This window comes from Nocardia terrae (assembly GCF_009760405.1).
Lineage (GTDB): Bacteria > Actinomycetota > Actinomycetes > Mycobacteriales > Mycobacteriaceae > Nocardia > Nocardia terrae.
The window spans coordinates 388757-411218 of record NZ_WRPP01000001.1; the positions used below are offsets into that span (position 1 = coordinate 388757).

Here is a 22462-nt window from a genome sequence, read left to right on the forward strand (position 1 = left end):
TCGGCCGGGGCCGGGGTCAGGGCTGGAGGCCGGTTTCGATGGCCTCGATGATGCGGGGGCGGAGTTCGGCGGCGCTGATGATGGCGTCGACCGAACCGACCTGGACCGCGCGCTGGATGTTGTGGACGCGGTCGAACTCGGCGGCTACCTCACCGAGTTTCTCGGCCCGGACCGAGGAACGCAGTTCGTCGCGTTCGGCGGTGAGGGTCGCGCGGTCGGTGCCCGAGGCGGTGGCCGCGCGGGCCTCGAAGTCCTTGACCCGCGGGTCGGCGGCGGTGCGGGCGTTGACCTCTCCGGAGAACACGACCGCGGCGGCGGGGGCGCCACCGAGGACCGAGGCGAAGGAGCCTTCCAGCGCGAGCACCGTCATGTTCGGGTTCAGGGCCTTGGAGAAGACCACGAACGCGCCACCGTGGTAGCGGGAGATGACGCAGAAGACGATCGGGCCCTCGAAATTGACGATGGCACGGCCGATTTCGGCGCCGTACTCCAGCTGCACCTTGCGCATCGACTCCGGGGAGCCGTCGAAGCCGGACAGGTTGGCCAGCACCACCAGCGGGCGGTTGCCGCTGGCCGCGTTGATCGCGCGGGCCGCCTTCTTCGACGACTGCGGGAACAACGTACCGGCGGTGTAGGTGTCCGGGCCGTCGGTGGCCGGGAAACCGCGCCGCGGCACGCTGCGCGACTCGATGCCCAACAGGCACACCGGGATTCCGCCGAGCCGCGCGTCGAAGACGACGGAGGTCTCGGCGTCGGCCATGCCCGCCCAGCGTTCCAGCACCTCGTGGTCCTGGTCGGCCAGCGCGCGCATCACGGTGCGAATGTCGAAGGGCTTCTTGCGATCCGGGTTGTGGGCGGCGGAGAAGATCTCACCGACGGTGGTGAAATCGCTGCCCTCGATCACGTGCGGGAACGAGGAGACGTCGCGGTCCAGCGGGTCGTTGGACGGCACCCGGCGCGGCCCGGACTCACCCGGCGCCACATAGGTGTAGTCGTAGTGCGCCATCAGGATGTCCCGCGCGGCAAGCAGATTCGGGGCCCAGTACTGCGCCTGGCCGTTGGGGCCCATGACGCGGTCGTAGCCGCCGATGCCGAAGTTGTCCTCGGCCGAGACCGCGCCGGAGAAGTCCAGCGCCTGCTTGCCGGTGAGCACCATGGCCGATTCCGGGGTCATGATCAGCACGCCCTTGGTGTGCATGAGCATGGTCGCCTCGGCGTTCCAGTACGGCTGCGCACCGACATTGATGCCGTTGACGACGATATTGATCTCGCCGCCGTCCTGGGTGAACTCGACGATCCGCTTGAGCGCGGCCGCCACCCAGTCCATGTTCTCGGTGCCCGACTGCATGGAGATGCGCGCGCCCGAGGACAGCGCGTACCACTCCAGCGGCACCTGCAGCTGCTCGGCCAGATCCAGCGCCGCGATCACCCGGCGGCACTCCGGCTCCGACAGCGCGCCAAGGGATTTCGTCGGATCGCCGAGCAGCGCGACGCGCTTGATACCGGCCGGATGCTGCGCGGTCGCGGTGGTGACCACACCGGCCACCAGCGCGGCCTTGTTGTGGCCCTTGGGCCGCTCGACCGGCACCAGCACGTGGTTCTCGTCCAGGTCGTACTCGGTGAAATCGCCGAGCAGCCCGGTCAATTCGTACGGGTAGACGGTATTGCGGCTGGCGGCGCGCAGCACCTTCTGCCGGTACTCGTCGAGCGGCTCGACCGGGTCGTCGGTGCGCTCGTCGACGCTCACGATGACCGAACCGGTGGTGTCGAACGAGATCCGCACCGCGATCTTGGTCAGCTCTCCGGTCTCCGGGTCGCGCTGCCGCGCGATGAGCAGGATCTCCTCGAGTCCCGCGCCCTGGGTCATGGGCAGCACGTGCCCGCCGATCACCGTCTCCAACTCGGACCGGGTGACATCGACCACCGGCCAGATGTACATGACGATCCGGTTGGTGTTGAACCGCTTGTTCGACGGCCGCTGGGCCTGCGCCCGCCGCAGCGAGTCCAGGCAGGTGGCGATGGTGCTCTCCGCGGTGGGCAGCACCAGCAGTCGCCCGTCCTGCTCACGCAGCGCGGCCAGGTCGCGCACCTGGGCGAAGGCGATGAGCCGGTCGTCGTTCGGGTTCTCCTTGGCGACCGCGCGGAACAGGTACACCTCTTCGTCGTCCGAGGACGGCAGGCGGGTGAGGTCGAACTTGCGCAGTCGGCGCATCTGCATGCGCTGGGCGATGTAGGGGTGCAGACCGCGGATGAGCCGTTCCTCGGTCATGCCGGTGGTCGCGGGACGGAAGGTGAAGTGGTGGTGCATGACCGCACCGCCGCTGCCCGCCACCGTGCACGTGATCCGGTGCACCTGATCCGGAAGCGGGTGCGCGGCAAGCTTTTCCTGCAGCGCCGCCGCCATCGCCTCGAAGTCCTCGGGCTGCTTCTCCCAGCTGAGGTAGATGTCGGCCTCGACCGACGCCGCGCCCTTGGCGACCTGCGCCAGACCGCGCACGACGGTGTCGAGTTCGTCGAAGCTCACCGCGGCCGATACCAGGTTCACACCGCGACGCTCGGCAACGACGAAGGAGTGGCCGTCGGCCTGCTCGGTCCGGACGTTGGTGAGGTCCTTGTTGCCGTAGTAGCGGCGGGTCAGCACCTCGAGCATGACGGTGTTGTCCGCGAAGCCGCGCACCAGCCGCTGTCCGAGCAGCCGCACCAGCGGTTCGGTGGCCCGCACCATGTCCGCGATCCGCTCGCCGCGCTCGGCCGAATCCGGTTGCGCGTCCAGGAAACTCAGGTGCTTGCGCACATTGGTGTACACGCGGGCGCGGTTGCGGACCAGCAGCGGATGCCCGTACCAGGCGTAGGCCACACCACGGGCCAGGTCGGCCAGACCCGGGAAACGCACCTGGGTCGCGGTCACCAGGCGCTCCAGCGCCAGACCGGCCGGCTCCTGCAGGACGCGTTCGGGTCCCGGCTCGAGCAGCCACTCGCGCAGCAGCGCGGTGATCACATTGGCGGTGTCGGCGGGCCGCTGCTGGGCCAGGAAGATCCGGAAGACCGCCGACTCGAGGTCGGGGGAGCGGTCCAGTTCGGTGACGCCGTAATGCGCGAGCGCCTTGGCCAGCTTGGCCCGGTAGGACTCGGGCAGTCCGGCCCGCTCGACATCGAGGCTCTGCAGGTAGCCGTGGAAGAACTCGCGGGCGCTGTGCACGTGGCCGTGCCCGTCGTCGTCCCACGATCGGTTGTGGCTGAGCTCCTTGAGATCCGCGAACACCTGAATGAGTTCGATCTCTTCGGCGAGCGGGCGACGGTTGTCGGCCACGGCCGCCCGGCGCACGGCCAGGTAGTCCTCGAGCACGCGCTGCTCGTCGTGCGGGTCCACATCGAAGCCGAGCAGCAGGCTGCTCAGGTCCTGCAGACTCCGGGCCAGCGCCTCGGCCGGGCGAGCCGGCGCCGGGACGCCCGGCAGGTCCAGTTCGACCGAGCCGGTGGCGGCGGCATCGCCGGCCTCTTCGTCGTCGTCGGCCAGCGGCTCCAGCCGCAGCAGCGGCGCGCCGGTCTCCACCTGGGAGCCGACCGAGACCGCGCACTCCTTCAACCGGGCCCGGAACGGCGCGCGCAGCACCGTTTCCATCTTCATGGACTCGAGCACGAGCACCGGAGCGCCCGCCTCGACCTCGGCGCCGACCTCGAGCGGGGTGGCGACCACCAGCGCGGGCGCGGGGGAGCGGACCACGCCGCCCTCGTCACGGCTGATGCGGTGCGTCACGCCCTCGACATCGACCAGGTGCACGGGTCCATGGGTGCCGGCGACCACGCGGAAGCGGCTGCCGTTCACCACGATCTGCCCGGTGTGGCGGTCGAAACGCTCGAGATCCACGTCGGCGGCACGCATTTCGCCACCGGCCTCGATGCCGATCCGGAACCGGTGCGCTCCGATGCGGGCGACCCGCACCCGGTAGCTCACGCCGCGCAGCTTCAGATCGTGCGGGCGACCGCTCTGGTGCTGCACCTGCGGACGGCCACCGGCCGCGGTGGACAGCAGCCGCTCGCGCTCGACCTGCTCCTCTTCTTCGTAGGCGTCGATGGCGGCCACGGCCACCGCGATCGCCGAGTGGCGATGCGAGACCAGCCGGCCCTGCGCGCGGACGCGGTCGATCCAGCCGGTGTCGGCGCTGCCGTCGATGACCTCGGGCTGATCGAGCAGGTCGAGCACGAAGCTCTTGTTGGTCGAGCCGCCCTCGATGACCACCCGGGTCTGGGCCATGGCGCGGCGCAACCGGCCCAGCGCCTCGTCGCGATTGCGGCCGTAGGCAATGATCTTCGCGATCATGGAGTCGAAATCGGCGGGGATGGTGTCGCCCTCGCTGACGCCGGTGTCGACGCGGATGCCCGGGCCCGCGGGCAGATCCAGCCGGGCGATGCGGCCCGGGGCGGGCGCGAAGTCGCGGTCGGGATCCTCGGCATTGAGGCGGGCCTCGATGGCGTGGCCGCGCTCCAGCGGCGGCTCGCCCTCGAGCTTGTGGCCGGAGGCGACCATCAGCTGCGCGCGCACCAGGTCGAAACCGGTGGTGGCCTCGGTGATCGGGTGCTCGACCTGCAGTCGGGTGTTGACCTCGAGGAAGGCAAACAGCTCGTCACCGGGGTGGTAGAGGAACTCGACGGTCGCCGCGCCGCAGTAGCCGACCGCGACGGCCAGCCGCTCGGCCGACGCCTTGAGATCGGCGACCTGCTCGGGACGCAGCACCGGCGAGGCGGATTCCTCGATGACCTTCTGATTGCGCCGCTGCACCGAGCAGTCGCGCACGCCCAGCGCCCACGCGGTGCCCTGGCCGTCGGCGATCACCTGGACCTCGACGTGGCGGGCGCCGGTGACCAGGCGCTCCAGGAACACGACGCCGCTGCCGAAGGCGCGGGCGGCCTCCTGCCGGGTGCGCTCGTAGGCGTCGACCAGCTCGGCCTCGTTGGTGATCATGCGGATACCGCGTCCGCCGCCACCGGCGGTCGCCTTCAGCATGAGCGGGTAGCCGATCTGCTCGGCGGCCGCCACCGCGTCCTCGACGGTGTCGACCCCGCCGCGGCTCCACGGCGCGACGGGCACGCCGACCTCTTCGGCGATCAGCTTCGCGCCGATCTTGTCACCCAGTTTGCGCATGGCCTCGGGGTTCGGACCGATGAAGGTCACCCCGATCTGCTCGCACAACTCCGCGAAGGCCGGATCCTCGGCGACGAAACCCCAGCCGACCCAGGCCGAATCGGCCTTGGTCGCCTTGAGCGCGGCCTCGAGCACCTTCAGATCGAGGTACGGCCGCGCCGATGCCGGTCCGAGGTCGTAGGCGATGTCGGCTTCGCGCACGAAGGTCGCGTTCCGATCGACATCGGTGTGCAGCGCGATCGTCTGGATCTGAAGTCCAGTCTCCGCGGCGAGATCTCGGACGGCATGAATAAGACGGACCGCGGCCTCACCGCGGTTAACGATGGCAATACGGCTGAACACCGCCTGCTCCCTCCATTGCGTTGCATTGGCCCGGTCGGGCGACGTTGCGACTGCCGGTCCCGGGTAGTCTGCACCGTTGCCACGTACGCCTACCACCCCGATAGGGGGTTACTCGTACGTATTCGTTTAAATCTTTCTCCGACGGCGCGTCTGTGTGGAAGGCGATACGTGTGACCGACATTCTCGACGTACTGCACTCCCGCTGGGCCGAGTCCGCCGCCGAGGCGATCGTGACCGGCGAAGATCATCCGACCCTGACCTTCACGACGCACGAAGTAGCGGACCTCATCGATTACATCGCGAATCTGCGCCGCGATGTTGTCGACGCGGTGGCGGCCTTCGAGCGCATCCATCTCGCGCTGGACCAGCACACGGCCCACCCGGAAGCCCGAGCGCGCCAGGCCTGCACCATCGCCCGCTACGCCGCCGAGCGACTGACGGCCTCGCGTCAGAAGTTGCCGGGACCGCCGGGGTAGATCGGCGGATACGGGGTGTAGACCGGTGCGGGGCGGAAGTAGCCGCCGGATTGCTTGATCCACAGCAGAATCACGGTGGCGAGGCCGACCAGCCAGGTCAGGACGGAGAACGCGATCGTGACGGCGGTGGCGTTGGCCGTGAACGCTTCCGCCAGCATGCTGAGGGTGTACAGGCCGAAGAAGACAGTTCCGGTCACGCGGGCCCAGTTCTTGCCGGCGCGACTGGCGAAGGCCATCCAGATCCACAAGCCGGCGGAGATCAGTGAAACCACCACCCCGACCCCGAGCCCGACATTGACGAGGGTGTCGATGTCGTGGTCGCTGAGATTCCCGTGACTGGCCTCGGCGGCCCTCTGCCGCGTCTCATTGATCTGCGTGAACCCGACCAGCATTCCGATGATGCTGAGCGCGGCGCCCGCCAGCATGAGATAGAAGGCGTAGGTCACCGTCTGCGGTGGCGTCCCCTTGCCGGGCGTCGGCCCTCCCGCCCCGAACGGCTGATACTCGTTCGGATTCGGATACACCGGGTAACCGGGCGGTCCCGGATACGGTTCCTGATTCGGCCACCCTGGTTGATTCGTCATGTCGTCCCCCGTCTCGGGCGTAGGGCGAGCATATCCGCCCGGGAACGAAAAAAGCCCTGACAGTTGGACTGTCAGGGCTTTCGTGTTGTGCGCCATCAGGGACTCGAACCCCGAACCCGCTGATTAAGAGTCAGCTGCTCTGCCAATTGAGCTAATGGCGCGAGTTACTCCGCCGGGGGCTTGGGCTTTCGCTTCGGCCGCTCTGCGGTGCGGAAAGAACATTAACAGGGTTGATGGCGGAAAGTGAAATCGCCCCTCTGAGCTGGTGGTTTCCCCGGGAGTCGAGAGTTGTTAACGCGAGCGGGTTGATCACTGATGTTTCGTGCGAGCCCTATGGGGCGTGGAGGGTCTGCACCGAGACGTGAAGTGGGGTTGCGATGAGTGTTGCGAGGGGACGGCGTCGGTCGGGGAAGTTACTGGGCGTCGGGGCGGTGGTGGCCGTGCTGGCGGTCGCGCTGGCCGGGTGCTCGTCGGACGGGAAGCACCAATCCTCGACGGCGGCAATCGATCCCAACCCGATCGGTGAGCTCATGAAACCGAAGGTGATCTCGCCGGTCAAGGACGGCGATCAGGGGGTTTCGCCCGGTGCGCTGGATTTGAAGGTCCAGGACGGCAAGTTCACGAATGTGGTGCTCACCGGTCCGGACGGCAAGCCGGTGGCGGGGGAGCTCGCGGCGGACGGCACCTCGTGGAAGTTGACCGAGCAGTTGGGGTTCGGGCGCACCTACAAGCTGAGCGCCGATGCCATCGGGCTCGCGGGCGCGGCCAATTCGACCGTGAGCTTCACCACCATCGTGCCGCGCAACAAGACCCACCCGTATCTGCTGCCGGCCGAGAACGACGTGGTCGGCATCGGTCAGCCGGTGGCGGTGCAGTTCGACGAGAACATTCCGGACCGCAAGGCCGCCCAGGACGCGATCAAGATCACGACCACGCCCGCGGTCGAGGGCGCGTTCTACTGGGTCAACAATCGCGAGGTGCGTTGGCGGCCACAGAACTTCTGGGCCCCGGGCACCAAGGTCGATATCTCGGTCGACACCTACGGCCGCGATCTCGGCGACCGCCTGGTCGGCGACAGTGACATCCACTCCAGCTTCACCATCGGCGACGCCACCGTCTTCACCGCCGACGACAACACCAAGATGGTGACGGTCGAGCGCAACGGCGAGGTGATCAAGACCATGCCGACCTCGATGGGCAAGGACTCCACGCCCACCGACAACGGCGTCTACATCGTGGGCGACAAGTTCGACCGCATCATCATGGACTCGTCCACCTACGGCGTCCCGGTGACCGCGCCGGGCGGCTACAAGACACCCATCGACTGGGCGACGCGAATCTCGTACTCGGGCATCTTCTTCCACTCGGCCCCGTGGTCGGTGGGTCAGCAGGGCTACGTCAACACCAGCCACGGCTGCCTCAATCTGAGTCCGGCCGATGCCAAGTGGGTGTACGACAACGTCAAGCGCGGGGACATCACCATCGTGAAGAACACCGTCGGCGGCACCCTCTCGGGTGTGGACGGGTTGGGCGACTGGAACATTCCGTGGGAGCAGTGGAAGGCCGGGAACGCCGACCGCGGCTGACGAAGTCCGATCGACGACACGGGCGAGGGGCGCCGGCGTGATCGCCGGTGCCCCTCGCCCGTGCTCGATGTGGATTCGGATCTAGCCGATGGTGCCCGGCCCGGTGCCGGTTCCGGTGCCGCCGCCATTGAGGCCGCCGCAGCCCAGCGCCGCGAAGCCGCCGAGCGCGGAGGCGGTGCCGAGCACGGTGCAGGGGCCGCCCTTGCCCGCGGAACCCGTGGTGGCGGAACCGAATGCGCCGCCGAGGGTGAAGTTGGAGGAGCCGCTGGTGACCGAGGCCTCCATCGGATCGTTGGCGGCCGGGTCGGTGGAGGTCGGCGCGGGCGTCGTGGAGGAGGGGCTCGGCGTCGTGGTGCCCGGCGTCGTGGTGGTGCCCGGCGTGGTGGTGGTCGTCGCGGCGGTGGACTGGGAGGCGTCGGTGAGGACGATCTCCGCGGAGGCGATGGGCGCGGCGGTCGCGATAGCCGCAACGGCTAGCAAAGTGGTTACGGCACAACGATTCACGTGCGGAGTCCTTCGTATCGAGCGTGGGCCGGGGGTCCCGACACCCCCAATGTCGTGAGCAGTCTACGAAGATCGCGTGACCTGCGACGCAAAATGCGACACACTGATGTTTCTCTCACAGTCCCGTGCAGGCGACGGCCCGCACGGGAGCTCCGTCCGCCCCAGGCACGTTGAGCGGGAACAGGGACACTTCCATGCGCTGACCAGCTGATTGTGCGGTCAGGGCCAGGTCCAGCCCGGTCAGATTCTCGGCGATGACGGCATGCGCGCCGCACATGATTCGATGCACCGGAATCTCCACCGCCGGGGTCGGATCGACCGACAGCGCGTCGATGCCGATGGTCCGCACACCCGCGGCAACCAGATATTCGGCCGCCGCCACCGTGAGATGCGGATGGTTCAGATACGCGTGCGTGCCCCAGTGCGCGGACCATCCGGTGGCGATCAGCACGATCTGCCCCGCGGCGACCCGGCCCTCGAAGAATTCGCGTCCGATGGCGCCGCCCGCTCCCACTTCGCGGGCATCGATGACGACGCCCGGGCCGGTGAACCGTTCCAGCGGCAATTCGTCCAGCGCGGGCAGCGAGTCGTCGATGTGCCGCGGCGCGTCCACGTGGGTGCCCGTCTGTGAACCCATGTCCAGGTGCAGCACATTGACGCCGTCGACGGCCGCCGTCAGCGCGGGCCGCACGGTGACCTCCGGATCGCCGGGATACACCGGCATTCCGGACCGAATCGGTACCGAGAGATCGATAATGCCCACTTCTGCCTGCCTCCCTGGGTGTTTCGCGAGATGATGACAGTCAGCAAGATCGAATGACGCCGACCACGATGAGGGAATCGCCATGTCTGCCATACATATTGCCGTGTTGAACCGCAGTACCGTACTGACCGACGCGCAGGTTTCCGCGGTGGTCCCGGTGCTGCAGACGCAGGTGCACCGGGATTGGGCCCCGATCTGGGGCAGCGACGCTGATCTGAGCTTCGTGGGCACGGGGCAGCAGCCCGCGCCGGGCTCGTGGTGGCTGGTCGTCGCCGACGATTCGGACCAGGCCGGGGCGCTGGGCTATCACGATCTCACCAGCGAGGGCCTGCCGATGGGAAAGGTGTTCGCGCGCAGCGACGCCAATGCCGGACTGCAGTGGACCGTGACCGCCAGCCACGAGCTGCTGGAGATGCTCGGCGATCCCGACATCAACCTGGCCGCCTACGTGTTCACGACCTCGACCACCGGCACCCTCTACGCCTACGAGGTCGCCGACCCCTGCGAGGCCGATCAGTACGGGTATCAGATCGACGGAGTCGCGGTGTCGGACTTCGTGTTTCCGGCCTGGTTCGAGAACTTCCGGACCGCGGGCAGCACCCAGTTCGACTACGGCAAGCACATCACCGCGCCGTTCCAGCTGTTGCCGGGCGGGTACATCGGCGCGTTCGACATCACCGGCGGCAGCGGGTGGCATCAACTGACCGCGCAGGACACCGCGCACACCTACACCATGCGCGCCCGGGTCGGCAGCCGCCGGGAACGCCGGCGCACGCCGCGCGCGCAGTGGTTGCTCAGCACGGCGTCCGCTCGGTGATCCGCGGTGAGATCGCCCACAATTCGTAAGCCGATCGGTTGCTGATCGATGTCGGCGGGCGGGGTGGTCGTCTATTGTCGCGGGAGCGAACAAATAAACAGGCCGCTATGAGTCGTGGCGGGAGAACCCCGGTCGCCGGGGTACCGAAGGAGCAACCTCCCCGGAATCTCTCAGGTACAAGTACCGTTTCGACCAGGCAACTCTGGAAAGCAGGCGCATCCCGCGCCTCACCTACGGTGCAAGCCGCGCGCGTGCGGCGAAGCTCTCAGGTTCCGTGACAGAGGGGGAGATCCGATAACCGGGCGGCTGCCCGGTCGACCAGAGGACCTCCCATGCCCGTCGATTCCCCGACCCTGCCCCGCACCTGCGCCGAGCCCGCGTCGGTCGCCACGCGACCGCCGGCGATCCCCGGACTGGACATTCTCACCGCCGCGGCGGCCGGTCGGCGCACCGCCCTCGCCGCGGTCCTGGACTACACCCACCGATTCGTCACCTCGTACTGCCGCGCCACCCTGGGCCCGGATCCGGCCTCGGATCAGCTGGCCGCTCAGCTGAGCACCACCATCACCACCGGCTGGCCCGCGGCCCGCTCCGCCGGTCGCGACTTCCTCGAGTTCGCCTACTCCAGCGCGCTGCGCGCCGTCCGGCTGTGCCGCTACGAGCTGCCCGAACCGCAATTCCTCGGCCCGTTGACCGACCGGCAGCGCGAAGTCCTCACCCTGCGGGTGCCGGTCGGCCTGTCACCGCTGGAAACCGCCGTCGCACTCGATATTCCGGTCCGCACCGTCCACCGCGAAACCCGCCGCGCCTTCGCCGCCCTCGGCACCCGCCCGCCGCTGGACCGCGTCGCCTGACCCACCCGGCCGGCCGCGGCGGGGCGTGGAGTCCGAAAGCAGCGCGGCGATGAGGGTTTCGGCGACGAACCGCTCGGCTTGGGGCCGGTCCAGCCGTGGTCGGCGATCAGGGAGCGGTACACGTCGTAGGTGGTCAGGGCGCACACGATGTCGGCCGCACGGGCGGGGGTGAGGCCGGGCTCGAGAGCGCCCTTGGCCGCGAGCTCGGGGGTGATGTGGCTTGGGCCGTCGTAGCGGCCCTGTTCGGCCGCGGCGAGGAAGACTCCGACCTTGGTGTCGAAGGCCTGCTCGCCGAGGAATTCGAACCCGACCCGATCCTGCACGCGCCGGTGGATCTGGCCGCGCCGCTGCTGGCCGCGCTACGAGGGGTGCCGGCCATCACCTACGGCACGGGTCTGCTGCTCGAACCGGAGCTCATCGCGGCCATGGCGGAATGGGTTGCACCGCTCTGGGATTCGGTGAGCAGCGCGCCGGACGAGTATGCCGGTCTCTACCGGCACGGCTATCTCGACCCGGTGCCGCGCGGCCTGCAACCTGATCTCGGGCCCGCCACCGCCCTCGCGCGGCCCATTCGGCCCGCGGTACCGGGCACCATCGCCGACGAAATGCCGGAGTGGGCCGATAAGCTCGGCGGTCGCCCGACGGTCTACCTGTCCCTGGGCACCGTGCCGATCTTCAACCAGCCCGTGGCCTTCGCTCCGCTGCTGGCGGGCCTCGCCGATCGCGACCTCGACGTGGTCGTCACCGTCGGCACCGAGACCGATCCCGCCGAGCTCGGCCCGCGATCCGGCAATATTCATGTCGCCCAATGGCTTTCGCTGGCCGCCATCCTCCCGCGCTGCGATGCGTCGTGTGCCACGCGGGGTCAGTCTGTTTCCGGGTTGCGGGCGTGGAGCATCCAGCACGCGCCGGTGAATCGGACCTCGTCGCCGTGGACGAACGGGTCGAAGGCGGGGCGGATCGTTTCGATGACCTTGTTCCGGAGGGGTTCGTCCGCCTCGAGGAGAGCCAGGCCGACCGGGCCCATGCGTGAGATGTAGCCGAGGAGGGCCGATTCGGGCATCGTGCACTCGGCGTCGATCGGGTGGATGTCGATCTCGGTCCAGCCGCTCGCTGTCAGGATCTCGGCGGTTCGGTCACGATCGGCCAGGGCGAATTGGCCAGGTGCGCCGGGGATTCGGGGCGCCAGGTCGGGCAGCAGCGGTGCGGCGGCGCGCTCGGCGGCGGTCATGAAGGGGTTCTCCGCGAGGTCGCGCCAGACCAGGCAGCCGAGGGCGCCGCCGGGGCGGGTGGTGGCGCGCAGGTTGGTGAAGGCGGCGACCGGGTCGGCGAAGAACATCACGCCGAACCGGGACATGACCAGGTCGTGAGCGGCGGGTTCGAAGGGGTGGGTCTGAGCGTCGGCGTGGATGAATTCGACTGGCAGGGCTTCTCGTTCGGCGTGCGCGCGGGCGGCGGCGAGCATCGGCTCGGAGATATCGACGCCGGTGCAGTGCGCGCCCAGTTCGCACGCGACGGCGAAGGTGGTGTCGCCGGTACCGCATCCGACATCCAGTACCCGGCGGGCGTCGGCGTCGCGCGCGACCCGCACGAGGAGGTCCTGGAACGGTCGCATGATCCGCGAGAGGAGGTCCTGGGCGTCGACCCAGGCATTGCCGGAGACGTTCCAGCGGGCGGATTGGTCCTTGTCGAGGGGTGTCGTCATGGGCGCTGGTCCTTCGTCGGTGAACGGGCGGAGAATTACACTGTCCCAATTCAAGTCGGCTTGAAGTCAAGGTCCGAGGTGATCCCGTGAGCAGCCTGGATATCGGGGAAGTCGTGCGTCGATCGGGTGTTCCGGCCTCGACGCTGCGCTATTACGAGGAGCGCGGCCTGATCAGCCCGACCGGTCGGCGCGGTCTGCGTCGCCAATACGACGAATCGGTCCTGGAACAGCTGGCCTTGATCTCGGTCGGCCGCGTCGCCGGGTTCTCGCTCGAGGAGATCGTTCTCGTCTTCGGTCCCCAGGGCGAGCTGAAAGTGGACCGCGCCCTGCTGCTCGGCAAGGCCGACGAATTGGACCGCACCATCGCGCAATTGACCGCCGTGCGGGACGGTCTGCGGCATGCCGCCGCGTGCCCGGCCCCGAGCCACGCGGAGTGCCCGAGCTTCCGGCACCTGCTGCGCGAGGTGATCGAAGGCCGCCTGCACGGCGGCGAGGCCCTCACCGGCGAGGTGACGATGCCGTGAATCATCCGGTCTTATAGCGACTCGTTCCATTTGTAGCCCGGGTGGACGCCCGGGGTCAGCCCCGCGTCGGCGGCGATGCGGACCAGCATCTCGGAGAGCTGAGCGTGCTCTTCCGGCGTCAGCGACCGGCACAGATGCTGCTCGGATTCCCGTGCGACCGCGGCCAATTCACCGAGTTTGGCCCGTCCCCGCGCGGTCAGGTAGAGCGCGTGCTGTCGCCGGTCGTCGGGATTGCGTTTGCGCTCGATGAGCTCGCGTTCCTCGAGCTTGTCGGCGAACTGCACGAACCGGCTGGGCGGCATGCCCAGTTCGTCGGCGAGCTCACGCTGGCTGCGACCGGGCTGAGCGATGAGCAGGCGGAGCAGTCCGGCCTGGGCGGGCGTCAGGTCGATAGCGGCCGTGCGCTCCGCGAATCGGTTGGCGGCATAGGCCCCGACCTGGGCCAACAGGAATCCGACGGCGGTCAGGGCGCGCTGCGGCGCGAAGTCTTCTTTCGCATCCATGCGGCAATAGTAGCAGCGGGAAAATAATAGACGCTTGACAATCGTTACAGATTGTAATCATTATTCAGTAAGCACGGTTCAACCCCGAGATTGAGGATCACCGCGATGAGCACCACCACTGCTCGCACCAGCCCCGCCGTTCTCGCCCCCGTCATCGCCTTCGCGGCGCTGACCATCGCCTACGTCGCTACCAGTGCGCGCACTCCGCACCCAGATGCCAGCGGCGCGGAGGTGCTCGCCTACACCACTTCCCACGTCGGTCTCATCGATGCCGGGGCGCTGCTGATGCTGCTGGCGGCCGCGCCACTTGCCATTGCGGGCGGTCTGATTCAGCGGATCATGCGCGGGCCGACCATCGTCACCATCGGCGCGGCGCTCGCCGCGGGCGGGCTCACCCTCAGCGCCCTGTTCGACTGGACCGGCGCACGGCTCACCGATTCCGCCGGCCCGGCCTTGGCGCGGACGGTCGCCGATCTCGGCTACATGTCCGGCGGCCCCGCCTTCGCAGCGGGCTTCGGCCTGCTGGCCCTCGGCATCGCGCTTCCGGCTCTGCTGGAACGGAATCTGCCGACCTGGCTGATCTGGAGCGGTCTCGCGATCGCCGCCGTGGCCGCGCTGTCCACGCTGGCACTGGTGATCTCCGGATTCGGATTCCTGCTCCCGGTGGTTCGTTTCGGCGGGCTGCTGTGGCTGGTCGCCGTGGCCGTCGTCCTGAACCGTCGCTGACTTGTCGTCGAAAACCCAATACTGATCGAAAGGTTCACTCCCATGCTCAGCAACTACTCCGACCTCGCCGGGAAGACCGCCGTCCTCACCGGGGGCTCGCGCGGCATCGGCGCGGAGACCGCCCGCCTGCTCGCCGCCCAGCAGACCAAGGTCTGCGTGGTCGGGCGCGACCAGCAGGCGCTGGACCGGGTCGTCGGGGAGATCACCGCCGCCGGTGGCAGCGCCCTCGCCGCGGTCGCCGACGTCACCTCCGCCGCCGCGCTCGCCGAGGTGCGCCAACAGGTCGAGTGGGAACTCGGCCGGGTCGACATCCTCTGTGCCTTCGCGGGCGGAATGGGTTATCCGACACCGAGTCCGGAGCTGTCCGAGGAGATGTGGCGGCGGGTGCTGGACTCCGATCTGACCTCGGCGTTCCTGACCGTGCAGACCTTCCTGCCCATGATGCTGGCGCAGGGCGCGGGCAGCATCATCACCATGGCGTCCTCGGCGGGCCGCCAGCCCAGCCTGGCCAATCTCGCCTACGGGGTGGCCAATGCCGGGATCGTCATGATGACCCGCCACCTGGCGACCGAGCTCGGCCCGCAGGGTGTCCGCGTGAATGCCCTTGCGCCGTCGTCGATCCGGACCGAGAAGGTGGCCGCGAACATGCCCGAGGCGGTGCAGCAGCAGGTGGCGGCCTCGCATCCGCTGCGGCGGCTGGGGCTGCCCGCCGACGTCGCGGAGGCCGCGCTGTTCCTCGCCTCGGACGCGTCGTCGTACCTGACCGGCATCACCATCGACGTCGCGGGCGGGCGGATCACCAACTGAGCGGCGGCCTTCGGAGTGGCGGTGACCTACGGGTCACCGCCACAGGCGTTTCCGGGGCCGGTAACTTTCCGCGCGCCCGTCCCGTCATATCTGTCATGAGCACCGAAGATCGCCCGGACCCCGTCGCCGGAGCCTGGCGGCGGCATCGCGCCTACGTGGTGGATCTGGCCTTCCGGCTGCTGGGCGATATCGGGGAGGCCGAGGACGCCGCGCAGGAGACCTTCACGCGGCTGGCCCGGATGCGGCCCGGCGAGGTGAACGACGAACGGGCCTGGCTGACCGTGGTGACCAGCCGCCTGTGCCTGGACGAATTGCGCAGTGCGCGAGCGCGTCGCGAGCAAGCCGGTGATCCGGGACAGCTGGAGGGCGCGGTGCCGGTCGCGCAGGCCGTACCCGTCGACCCGGTGGACCGGATCACCCTCGACGAAGAGGTGCAGCTGGCGCTCTATCGGATGCTGCAGCGGCTCGGACCCGCCGAACGGGTGGTGCTGATCCTGCACGACGTGTTCGGGCTGCCGTTCGATGCGGTGGCCGAAACCGTGGGGCGGCCCGTGGGCACGTGTCGGCAGCTGGCGCGGCGGGCGCGTCTCAAGGTGGCCGAGGCGCGGCGGCCCGGCGGTCCGGTGGCGGCGGCCGAACATCGGGCCGTGACCGAGCGGTTCATCGCCGCCTGCGGCGGTGCGGATCTGGGCGAGCTGCTGGCGGTGCTGGACCCGCAGGTGTGGGGCATCGCGCACTTCCGGCCCGGCTCGCCCATCGTCGCGCCGACCAGCCGGGGGCCGGAGACGGTGGCGGCCAATATGATCGCGTTCTTCGGGCCCGGGGTCACCCTGGTCACGCATTCGGCGTTCGGGCGGCCCGCCATCCTCGCGTATCGGGCGCGGGAGCTGTTCGGGGTGCTGGTGCTGACGGTGGTCGAGGATCGGATTCTCAGTATCGAGGCGACCGTGGACGCGTAACTTTCCGGAGCGGCGTCTCGTCTTGAATGCATGACTCACAACAGAATTCGCGGACACAGTGGACGAATCGCCGCCGTCGCGTTGTTCGGGCTGGTGCTGGCCTGGGGTGCTCCGGTGAGCTCGGCGGATCCGGGCGACGGCGCGAATCCGTATCTGGGCGTGTGGAATTACGATCAACCCGACCGCGCCGACGGGACCGATATCGCCGCCATCGGGCAGTTCGGGATCAATCCGTTGACGTTCCCGCAGGTCGGGACGGTGGAGTTCGCCAGGGGAGCGGACGGGGAGATCACCGGGCACACCGATCAGGGCTGCACCTGGCATTTCCGGGTGAACGGTGACGCGCTGGACCTGACCAGCACCGACCAGTACTGCTTCAACAATGTCATCGCGTCCGGCTACAACATCACCTACTGGCATGTGACCCTGCACGACGGACACGAGCAAGAAGTGATCCGAGCCAACAGCTATCTGCCGTACGGCACTTTCGATTTCGAGCTCGCCAATGGCAAGCGCACGCGCGCGGATGCCGCAGATCCGGGCGAGGCGGTGCGCTCACTGACCGGGACGTGGGCCTACGATCCGACCGATCTCGCCTATCTGAACAACCTCACCTCACCCGGATACCAGGCGAAAACCGGTGTGGTGCGCATCGATTCCACCGGCGGCGGTCTCGTCGCCCGCACCGATGACGGCTGCGCGTGGACGCTGGACGCGCACGGCAATACCGCCGAGCTCGCTCCGGCCGGCCAGACCTGCCAGGGGCCGGACGGCACCGTCACCATGTCGTTCTGGGCGATGGCGGGCGACGGCACGCACGTGATCACCGTCCTGAACACCACCGACGCGCAGGGCAATACGTACTTCCTCGGCAGCGGCAGCCTCACCAGGCGGTCGTGACCCGGCCGATCAATGCCGGGCGAAGGCCTCCTGCAGCCACCAGGAACCGCCGTCGCTGGTGATCTTCGCGTCCAGCAGCAGCGGTGTGTTCCGGTGGCCCGCCAGCCATTTCGGGACGATATCGAGATCCGCGATCGTGCGGACGACGGCGGCCTCGCAACCCGCGCCCCGGGCGAGAGCGGCGATGTCGGTGTCGGGGAAGGTCACCGCGCCCGGGTCGGCCTCGCGGAAGTGGTGTACTTCCGCGCCGTAGGCATGGTCGTCGTAGATCACGATGAGCATCGGAAGGCCCAGGCGCACCACGGTTTCCAGCTCGGCGATACCCATGAGCGCGCCGCCGTCGCCCAGCGCCGCGACCGGGAGCCGGTCGGGGCGCGCCAGCGCGGACCCGATGGCGGTGGCCAGGCCCAGGCCGATGGATTGGAACGCCTGGGTGAAGCAGAAGCCGTACTGGTCGGGCACCTCCAGGTAGGCGCTGGGGTAGCCCATGAAGTTGCCGGAGTCGACGGCGAGGATGCGTTCGGGCGGCAGCAGCTCGTCGAGGGCGCGGGACAGGGCGCGCGGGTCGATGCGCTCGGCGGTGGAGCGATCCTCGAACGGGACATCGCGCCACCTGCCCGTCTCGGCCAGGCGGCGCGCCACGCGGGGCGTGCGATAGCCGGGGCGAGGCGTGAACGTGCGGAACAGTTCCCGGGCGGTCTCGCCGACATCGCCGTGCACACCGAGATCGACCGCGCGGTGCGCGCCGAGAGCGGCGAGATCCGAATCGACCTGCGCCACAGTGGTCGTCGGGCCGATCAGGTTGCCGTGCCGCATGGTCCACATATTCAGGGCGCACCCCCAGCCGACGATCAGATCGGCCCCGGTGATCAACTCGGCCGCGGTGGGTGAGGCGAACCCGCCCGAGATCCCCAGTGACCACGGATCGCCGTGGAACAGGCCGTGCGCCACCGCCGAGGTGGCCAGCAGCGCACCCGCGCACTCGGCCAGCACGCGCAGGTCCGCGCCGTAGAGTCGCGCACCGCGACCCGCGATGAACACGGGCTTGTGCGAATTGAGCAGCAGCGTGGCCAGTTTCGACACCGCCGCGGCATGGGGACGCACCGGTTCCGGCGGTGGCGGTGGTGTCTCGGCCGCGCCCGGCATGGTGATCTCGGCGGCCTGGATGTCCAGCGGCAGGTTGAGTACGACGCATCGGCGCTGATCGCGGGCGATGCGGAAGGCGCGCACGGTGTCGGCGATCGCACTGCGTGGGCTGTGGATCCGCTCCGGTGTCGCGCCGACGGCGGTGGCCAGCGCGTCCTGGTCCACCCGGAAGTTCGACAGCACCGCTTCCCCGGCGGTGTCGGCGGCCAGGATGAGCAGGGGTGTGCGGCTTTTCGCGGCCTCGGCGATGCCGGTCAGCGCATTGGTCAATCCGCAGCCCTGGTGCAGGGTGACCGCGGCGACGGTATCGGTCATCCGGGCGTAGGCGTCGGCCATGGTCGTCGCGCCGCATTCGTGGCGGGCGGCGACATAGCCGATGCCGTTGGCGCGCAATGCGTTCGTCAGGTCGAAGTTGCCGCTGCCCACCACGCCGAACGCCCGGGAGACACCCAGTTCGGCGAGGACCCGGCCGACGACCTCGCTCACCGTCGGCACGGCGGCTACCGGTCGACCAGTGCGAAAACCCGTGCGGGACTGCCGGTTCCGCCCTGGATGGGCAGCGGGCTCACGATCAGCCCGGCCCCGGTCACCGGCAGGCGGGACAGATTGCGCAGCTGGGTCAGCCCGCATTTGCCCGCGCCGAGCAGGAAGTGGTGACACGGGAACGCGGGCTCGAACCCGTGCGCCGCGCCCGCGTCGGTGCCGACGGTCTCCACGCCCAGGCCGAATATCGGCTGCTCCGACAGCCATTCGGCACAGTCCGCCGACAAGCCGGGGGAGTGCGGTCCGGTCTCGTCGGCATTGAGGAAGCGGGCCGCGTCGTCGGCGTAGGCGTCCCATCCGGTGCGCAGCAGCACCCAGCCGCCGTCGGGCAGCGGGCCGTGCTGTTTCTGCCAATCCAGCACGTCGTCGACCTCGAGCAGGAAATCCGGATGGCCCGCCACCCGCGCCGACACGTCGATGACGACGGCCGGCGCGATCAGGCCGCGCAACGGGGTGCCCCGCACATCGAATCCGTCCTGCCCGGTGATCCAGTGGATCGGCACATCCAGGTGGGTGCCGGTGTGCTCGCCGGTGTGGATGTTGTTCCAGCGCCAGGCCGGACCCCGCTCGTCATAGTGGCTGATCTGCTCCAGCCCGAACGGAATGGTGTTCGAGAACGGCGGCGGCAGTTGCAGAATCGGGGTCCCCGAGTGCAACGGCGCGGTGAGATCGATGACTTCGGTGGATCCGTCGGCGAGCGCGGCCAACAGTGCGGTGACAGCCGTCATGGGCCTTACCTCTTCCCATTCGAGGCTGTCAGCATAGCGCTAGCGGACCTTGCCGACGGCCTCCTTGGCGACGGCGGCCACCAGCGGATTGTCGCCCGCCGCAGCCTGATCCGGCTTGGTGGTCAGCACCACGATCACCAGGGGCGCGCCGCCCCCGGCGGGCCAGGTGACCGCGACGTCGTTGGCGGTGCCGTAATCGCCGGCGCCGGTCTTGTCGCCGGTCTTCCAGTCCGCGGGCAGACCGGCCCGGATGCGGGCGTCGCCGGTGGTGTTGGCGAGCAGCCAGGCGGTGAGCTGGGTGCGCTCGGGCTCGCCGAGGGTGTCGCCGACCACCAGTTTCCGGTAGTCGTCGGCGAGGGCGGCCGGGGTGGTGGTGTCCCGGTCGTCGCCGGGGATATTGGTGTTGAGGTCCGGTTCCCACCGATCCATCCGGGTGACCTGGTCGCCGATGGAACGCAGGAAGGTGGTGACGGCGCCCGGTCCGCCGAGCAGCTTCAGCACCTGATTGCCCGCGGTGTTGTCGCTGCGGGTGATGGCCGCCTCGCACAGTTCGGTCACCGTCATGCCGGTGTCGACCTTGGTGCTGGTGACCGGCGAATAGGTCACCAGGTCCGCGGCGGTGAAATGCACGACCTGGCCGAAGAATCCGGTGGCCAGCGGGTGGGCGTGCAGGAGCGCGCCGCAGGCGAGGCCCTTGAAGGTGGAGTCGAAGGCGAAGCGCTCGTCCTGGCGGTAGCCGAGGGTCTTGCCGGTGCCGGTGTCGATGGTGAACAGGCCCACCCGCGCGCCGTGCTCCTGTTCGAGGCCGCGGAAAGCGGCGTCATCGGTGAGCGACGTCGTGGTTGTCGTGGAAGCGGACTGTGCCGCATCGCTTTTCGCGCCGCTGTCACACCCCGCGACCAGCGGTGCGAGCAGGAGCAGGGATGCGAGTGCGCCGTATTTCAGGGTCGACAAAACAAGCCTCTCTCTGGAGTGCGTCGGTTGTATTCGGCTTGCGCCGTGTGGAATTGGCGAGGTGGGAGCTGCTCAGTGCGGAGCGCGCAGCATGCGGCCCGCGGCCTGCACGGCCGGTTCGGAACTGCCCGCGTCGCTGATGAACACGGCGAAGGCCAGATCGCCGTCGATGCCGACGAACCAGCCGTGGGCGTGCTTGTCGTCGATGTATTCGGCCGTGCCGGTCTTGCCGAGCAGGCCGGGGATGTCGCGCAGCGCGGTGGCGGTGCCGCCGGTGATCGTCTCGCGCATCATGGATTTCACCTGATCGGCGATGCCGGCCGGGAGCGCGGGCGGCTGCTTGTCGGGCTTGCCGGGCTGTCCCTGGACCAGGGTCGGCGGCTGCACCGAACCCTGTGCGAGCGCGGCGGCCACCAGGGCCATGCCGAACGGGGACGCGGTCACCTTGCCCTGTCCGATGCCCTCCTCCACACGCAGCGCCGGGGTGTCGGCGGTCGGGACCTTCCCGGTGACCGTGGTCAATCCCGGTGTCACATAGTCGATTCCGAGCCCGAGCTGCGCGGCCGCGTTGGTGAGCCCGTCCGGTGCCAGCTGTACGGCCAGGCGGCCCATGGTGGTGTTGCAGGATTTGGCGAAGGCGGTGTGCAGCGGCACCTGACCCAGGTCGAAGTTGTTGTCGTTGGGGATCTCCCGGCCCTCGATGTTCTCCTTGCCGGGGCAGGCCACCATCGAATCGGGGGTGACCTCGCCCTCCTGCATCGCGGCGGAGACGGTGACCGTCTTGAACGTCGATCCGGGCGGGTACAGGCCGGTGAGGCCGATCGGACCCTGCGCGTCACCGGCGGCGTTCTGGGCCATGGCCAGCACGTTCCCGGTCGAGGGCTGCAACGCGACAATGGCCGCCGGCGTGGTGATCGGGGTCAGCGCGGCCTCGGCGGCGCGCTGCAATCCGATATCGAGGGTGGTGTGAATGTCGGTGACCGGCTTGGGATCCGGGCCGCCGACACGCTGGGTGCCGTCACCGCCCTGGGCGCGGACCGCCCAGCCGGCGCCGGCATCGGCCTGCTGCTGCCACAGGTCCGATAGGCCCGAGAAGGTCGGTGAGGACAGAGATTTGTCCACGGTCAGCAGGCGGGTCTGCTGGCTCAGGGTGACATTCGCCAGATTGGTGAGCGCGGATTGCACCGTGGCGTAATCGGAGTCGCGCAGGGTGACCGCGGTGATCGGTTTGCCCTGGGCCGCGGCCAGATCCGATTGCAGGCTCTCGGCGGTGACATCCGGCGCGACGGGCCGCAGGGCCGCGGCGACGGCCGCGAGATCGGCCCCGGGCGCGACGTTCACCAGCGTCACCACCTGCTGGGTGAGCAGGTCACCGCCCGCGCTGTCGAGGATCTTGGCGGGTTGGGGGTAGGCGACGCCGTAGGACAGCGGGCCGATGTTCAGGCCGGGCGCGATCGTGGTGGGATCCCACTGGATCTTCCAGTCACCGCCGGATCGGCTGGCGCGGCCGGTGGTGGCGTAGGTCCACTCGTCCTTACCGTCCTTGCCCAGCTTCCAGGTGGCGTTCAGGGTGAAAGTGCCGCCGCTGTCGTTCTTCTCGACCTTGCTCGCGGTGAAGCGCACCTGCTTGCCGAGGTTGTCGTACAGCGTGCCCAGCGTGGTGGAGGCGGTGGCCGGGTCGCTGGTCGCGTTCGCGGCCGCGGGCACGTCGTCGCGGGTGAGCGCGTCGGCGAAGGAATCGACCGTCTTGGACAGGCCGGATGTGGAATCCGACCCCGAGCACGCGGTCGCTGTCACCAGCATGGCCGCGGCGCAGACACCGGTGAACGCCCTCCTGCTGAACTCTGCCATGCCTGCCACCCCAACACGGATGCCCCGGGGCTGTCCAAGACCAACAC

Annotated in this window: 19 protein-coding genes, 1 tRNA gene and 2 riboswitches; of the genes, 9 read left to right on the plus strand and 11 right to left on the minus strand. The window is 69.0% G+C overall.

The window, feature by feature from the left end:
• Positions 1–16: 16 nt before the first annotated feature.
• On the minus strand, positions 17–5485 hold the full coding sequence (locus tag GPX89_RS01645) for an ATP-binding protein (protein WP_328601412.1): 5469 nt from the start codon (positions 5483–5485) through the stop codon (positions 17–19).
• Between the two features lie 170 nt (positions 5486–5655).
• On the opposite strand from GPX89_RS01645, the gene GPX89_RS01650 reads away from it, so the two are divergent.
• On the plus strand, positions 5656–5961 hold the full coding sequence (locus tag GPX89_RS01650; RefSeq protein ID WP_157354714.1) for a hypothetical protein: 306 nt from the start codon (positions 5656–5658) through the stop codon (positions 5959–5961).
• On the opposite strand, the gene GPX89_RS01655 is transcribed toward GPX89_RS01650, so the two are convergent.
• Positions 5934–6545 (minus strand): hypothetical protein, encoded by a 612-nt coding sequence (locus tag GPX89_RS01655; RefSeq protein ID WP_157354715.1) that lies wholly within the window; start codon positions 6543–6545, stop codon positions 5934–5936. The two genes, GPX89_RS01650 and GPX89_RS01655, sit on opposite strands and share 28 nt — an antisense overlap.
• 88 nt (positions 6546–6633) lie before the next feature.
• Positions 6634–6706 (minus strand) — tRNA-Lys (locus GPX89_RS01660).
• 216 nt (positions 6707–6922) lie between these two features.
• Here GPX89_RS01660 and GPX89_RS01665 point away from each other — a divergent pair.
• Entirely contained in the window at positions 6923–8131 is a 1209-nt protein-coding gene (locus GPX89_RS01665) for a L,D-transpeptidase (protein ID WP_157354716.1), read from the plus strand.
• An 81-nt stretch (positions 8132–8212) separates the two neighbouring features.
• On the opposite strand, the gene GPX89_RS01670 is transcribed toward GPX89_RS01665, so the two are convergent.
• Entirely contained in the window at positions 8213–8635 is a 423-nt protein-coding gene (locus GPX89_RS01670; protein ID WP_157354717.1) for a hypothetical protein, read from the minus strand.
• Positions 8636–8750: 115 nt separating this feature from the next.
• Positions 8751–9398, minus strand: coding sequence for a cyclase family protein (locus GPX89_RS01675; protein ID WP_328601413.1), 648 nt, complete (start codon positions 9396–9398; stop codon positions 8751–8753).
• An 82-nt stretch (positions 9399–9480) separates the two neighbouring features.
• Here GPX89_RS01675 and GPX89_RS01680 point away from each other — a divergent pair, with 82 nt between their 5' ends.
• Positions 9481–10215 (plus strand): hypothetical protein, encoded by a 735-nt coding sequence (locus GPX89_RS01680; protein WP_157354719.1) that lies wholly within the window; start codon positions 9481–9483, stop codon positions 10213–10215.
• A 108-nt stretch (positions 10216–10323) separates the two neighbouring features.
• Positions 10324–10411: riboswitch (glycine riboswitch) on the plus strand.
• Positions 10412–10506: riboswitch (glycine riboswitch) on the plus strand.
• A gap of 41 nt (positions 10507–10547) precedes the next feature.
• Entirely contained in the window at positions 10548–11069 is a 522-nt protein-coding gene (locus GPX89_RS01685; protein ID WP_157354720.1) for a sigma factor-like helix-turn-helix DNA-binding protein, read from the plus strand.
• 865 nt (positions 11070–11934) lie between these two features.
• Here the strand turns inward: GPX89_RS01685 and GPX89_RS01690 are convergent.
• Positions 11935–12774: a class I SAM-dependent methyltransferase gene (locus GPX89_RS01690; RefSeq protein WP_157354721.1), complete on the minus strand. Its 840-nt coding sequence runs from the start codon at positions 12772–12774 to the stop codon at positions 11935–11937.
• A gap of 86 nt (positions 12775–12860) precedes the next feature.
• Here GPX89_RS01690 and GPX89_RS01695 point away from each other — a divergent pair, with 86 nt between their 5' ends.
• A complete protein-coding gene (locus GPX89_RS01695; RefSeq protein ID WP_328601414.1) occupies positions 12861–13298 on the plus strand; it encodes a helix-turn-helix domain-containing protein in 438 nt (145 codons plus the stop codon).
• 11 nt (positions 13299–13309) lie between these two features.
• Here the strand turns inward: GPX89_RS01695 and GPX89_RS01700 are convergent, their stop codons facing one another.
• Positions 13310–13801 (minus strand): MarR family winged helix-turn-helix transcriptional regulator, encoded by a 492-nt coding sequence (locus GPX89_RS01700; RefSeq protein ID WP_157354722.1) that lies wholly within the window; start codon positions 13799–13801, stop codon positions 13310–13312.
• Positions 13802–13906: 105 nt separating this feature from the next.
• Here GPX89_RS01700 and GPX89_RS01705 point away from each other — a divergent pair, with 105 nt between their 5' ends.
• The 4 genes from GPX89_RS01705 to GPX89_RS01720 all read left to right on the plus strand — a co-directional run bounded on the left by GPX89_RS01705 (position 13907) and on the right by GPX89_RS01720 (position 17193).
• Positions 13907–14527: a DUF4386 domain-containing protein gene (locus GPX89_RS01705; protein WP_157354723.1), complete on the plus strand. Its 621-nt coding sequence runs from the start codon at positions 13907–13909 to the stop codon at positions 14525–14527.
• 42 nt (positions 14528–14569) lie between these two features.
• A complete protein-coding gene (locus GPX89_RS01710) occupies positions 14570–15334 on the plus strand; it encodes an SDR family NAD(P)-dependent oxidoreductase (RefSeq protein WP_157354724.1) in 765 nt (254 codons plus the stop codon).
• A gap of 95 nt (positions 15335–15429) precedes the next feature.
• Complete coding sequence (sigI, locus tag GPX89_RS01715) at positions 15430–16293, plus strand: RNA polymerase sigma factor SigI (RefSeq protein ID WP_157354725.1); 864 nt, start codon at positions 15430–15432, stop codon at positions 16291–16293.
• A gap of 30 nt (positions 16294–16323) precedes the next feature.
• Positions 16324–17193: a hypothetical protein gene (locus GPX89_RS01720; RefSeq protein ID WP_157354726.1), complete on the plus strand. Its 870-nt coding sequence runs from the start codon at positions 16324–16326 to the stop codon at positions 17191–17193.
• A 9-nt stretch (positions 17194–17202) separates the two neighbouring features.
• Here the strand turns inward: GPX89_RS01720 and GPX89_RS01725 are convergent, their stop codons facing one another.
• The 4 genes from GPX89_RS01725 to GPX89_RS01740 all read right to left on the minus strand — a co-directional run bounded on the left by GPX89_RS01725 (position 17203) and on the right by GPX89_RS01740 (position 22415).
• Positions 17203–18825, minus strand: a complete 1623-nt coding sequence (locus tag GPX89_RS01725) for a thiamine pyrophosphate-binding protein (protein ID WP_407939304.1) — start codon at positions 18823–18825, stop codon at positions 17203–17205.
• Between the two features lie 14 nt (positions 18826–18839).
• Positions 18840–19610 (minus strand): cyclase family protein, encoded by a 771-nt coding sequence (locus tag GPX89_RS01730; RefSeq protein WP_157354727.1) that lies wholly within the window; start codon positions 19608–19610, stop codon positions 18840–18842.
• A gap of 39 nt (positions 19611–19649) precedes the next feature.
• Positions 19650–20564 carry a class A beta-lactamase gene (gene bla, locus GPX89_RS01735; RefSeq protein ID WP_157354728.1) on the minus strand — a complete coding sequence of 305 codons (915 nt, stop codon included), beginning with the start codon at positions 20562–20564 and terminating at the stop codon, positions 19650–19652.
• Between the two features lie 72 nt (positions 20565–20636).
• A complete protein-coding gene (locus GPX89_RS01740) occupies positions 20637–22415 on the minus strand; it encodes a penicillin-binding transpeptidase domain-containing protein (RefSeq protein WP_157354729.1) in 1779 nt (592 codons plus the stop codon).
• Positions 22416–22462: the final 47 nt, after the last annotated feature.

Coding starts and splice junctions, on each gene's coding strand:
- GPX89_RS01700 (WP_157354722.1), bottom strand. CDS start 13,801: ATGGATGCGAAAGAAGACTTCGCGCCGCAGCGCGCCCTGACCGCCGTC.
- GPX89_RS01655 (WP_157354715.1), bottom strand. CDS start 6,545: ATGACGAATCAACCAGGGTGGCCGAATCAGGAACCGTATCCGGGACCG.
- GPX89_RS01705 (WP_157354723.1), top strand. CDS start 13,907: ATGAGCACCACCACTGCTCGCACCAGCCCCGCCGTTCTCGCCCCCGTC.
- GPX89_RS01740 (WP_157354729.1), bottom strand. CDS start 22,415: ATGGCAGAGTTCAGCAGGAGGGCGTTCACCGGTGTCTGCGCCGCGGCC.
- GPX89_RS01710 (WP_157354724.1), top strand. CDS start 14,570: ATGCTCAGCAACTACTCCGACCTCGCCGGGAAGACCGCCGTCCTCACC.
- GPX89_RS01685 (WP_157354720.1), top strand. CDS start 10,548: ATGCCCGTCGATTCCCCGACCCTGCCCCGCACCTGCGCCGAGCCCGCG.
- GPX89_RS01720 (WP_157354726.1), top strand. CDS start 16,324: ATGACTCACAACAGAATTCGCGGACACAGTGGACGAATCGCCGCCGTC.
- sigI (WP_157354725.1), top strand. CDS start 15,430: ATGAGCACCGAAGATCGCCCGGACCCCGTCGCCGGAGCCTGGCGGCGG.
- GPX89_RS01730 (WP_157354727.1), bottom strand. CDS start 19,610: ATGACGGCTGTCACCGCACTGTTGGCCGCGCTCGCCGACGGATCCACC.
- GPX89_RS01665 (WP_157354716.1), top strand. CDS start 6,923: ATGAGTGTTGCGAGGGGACGGCGTCGGTCGGGGAAGTTACTGGGCGTC.
- GPX89_RS01680 (WP_157354719.1), top strand. CDS start 9,481: ATGTCTGCCATACATATTGCCGTGTTGAACCGCAGTACCGTACTGACC.
- GPX89_RS01690 (WP_157354721.1), bottom strand. CDS start 12,774: ATGACGACACCCCTCGACAAGGACCAATCCGCCCGCTGGAACGTCTCC.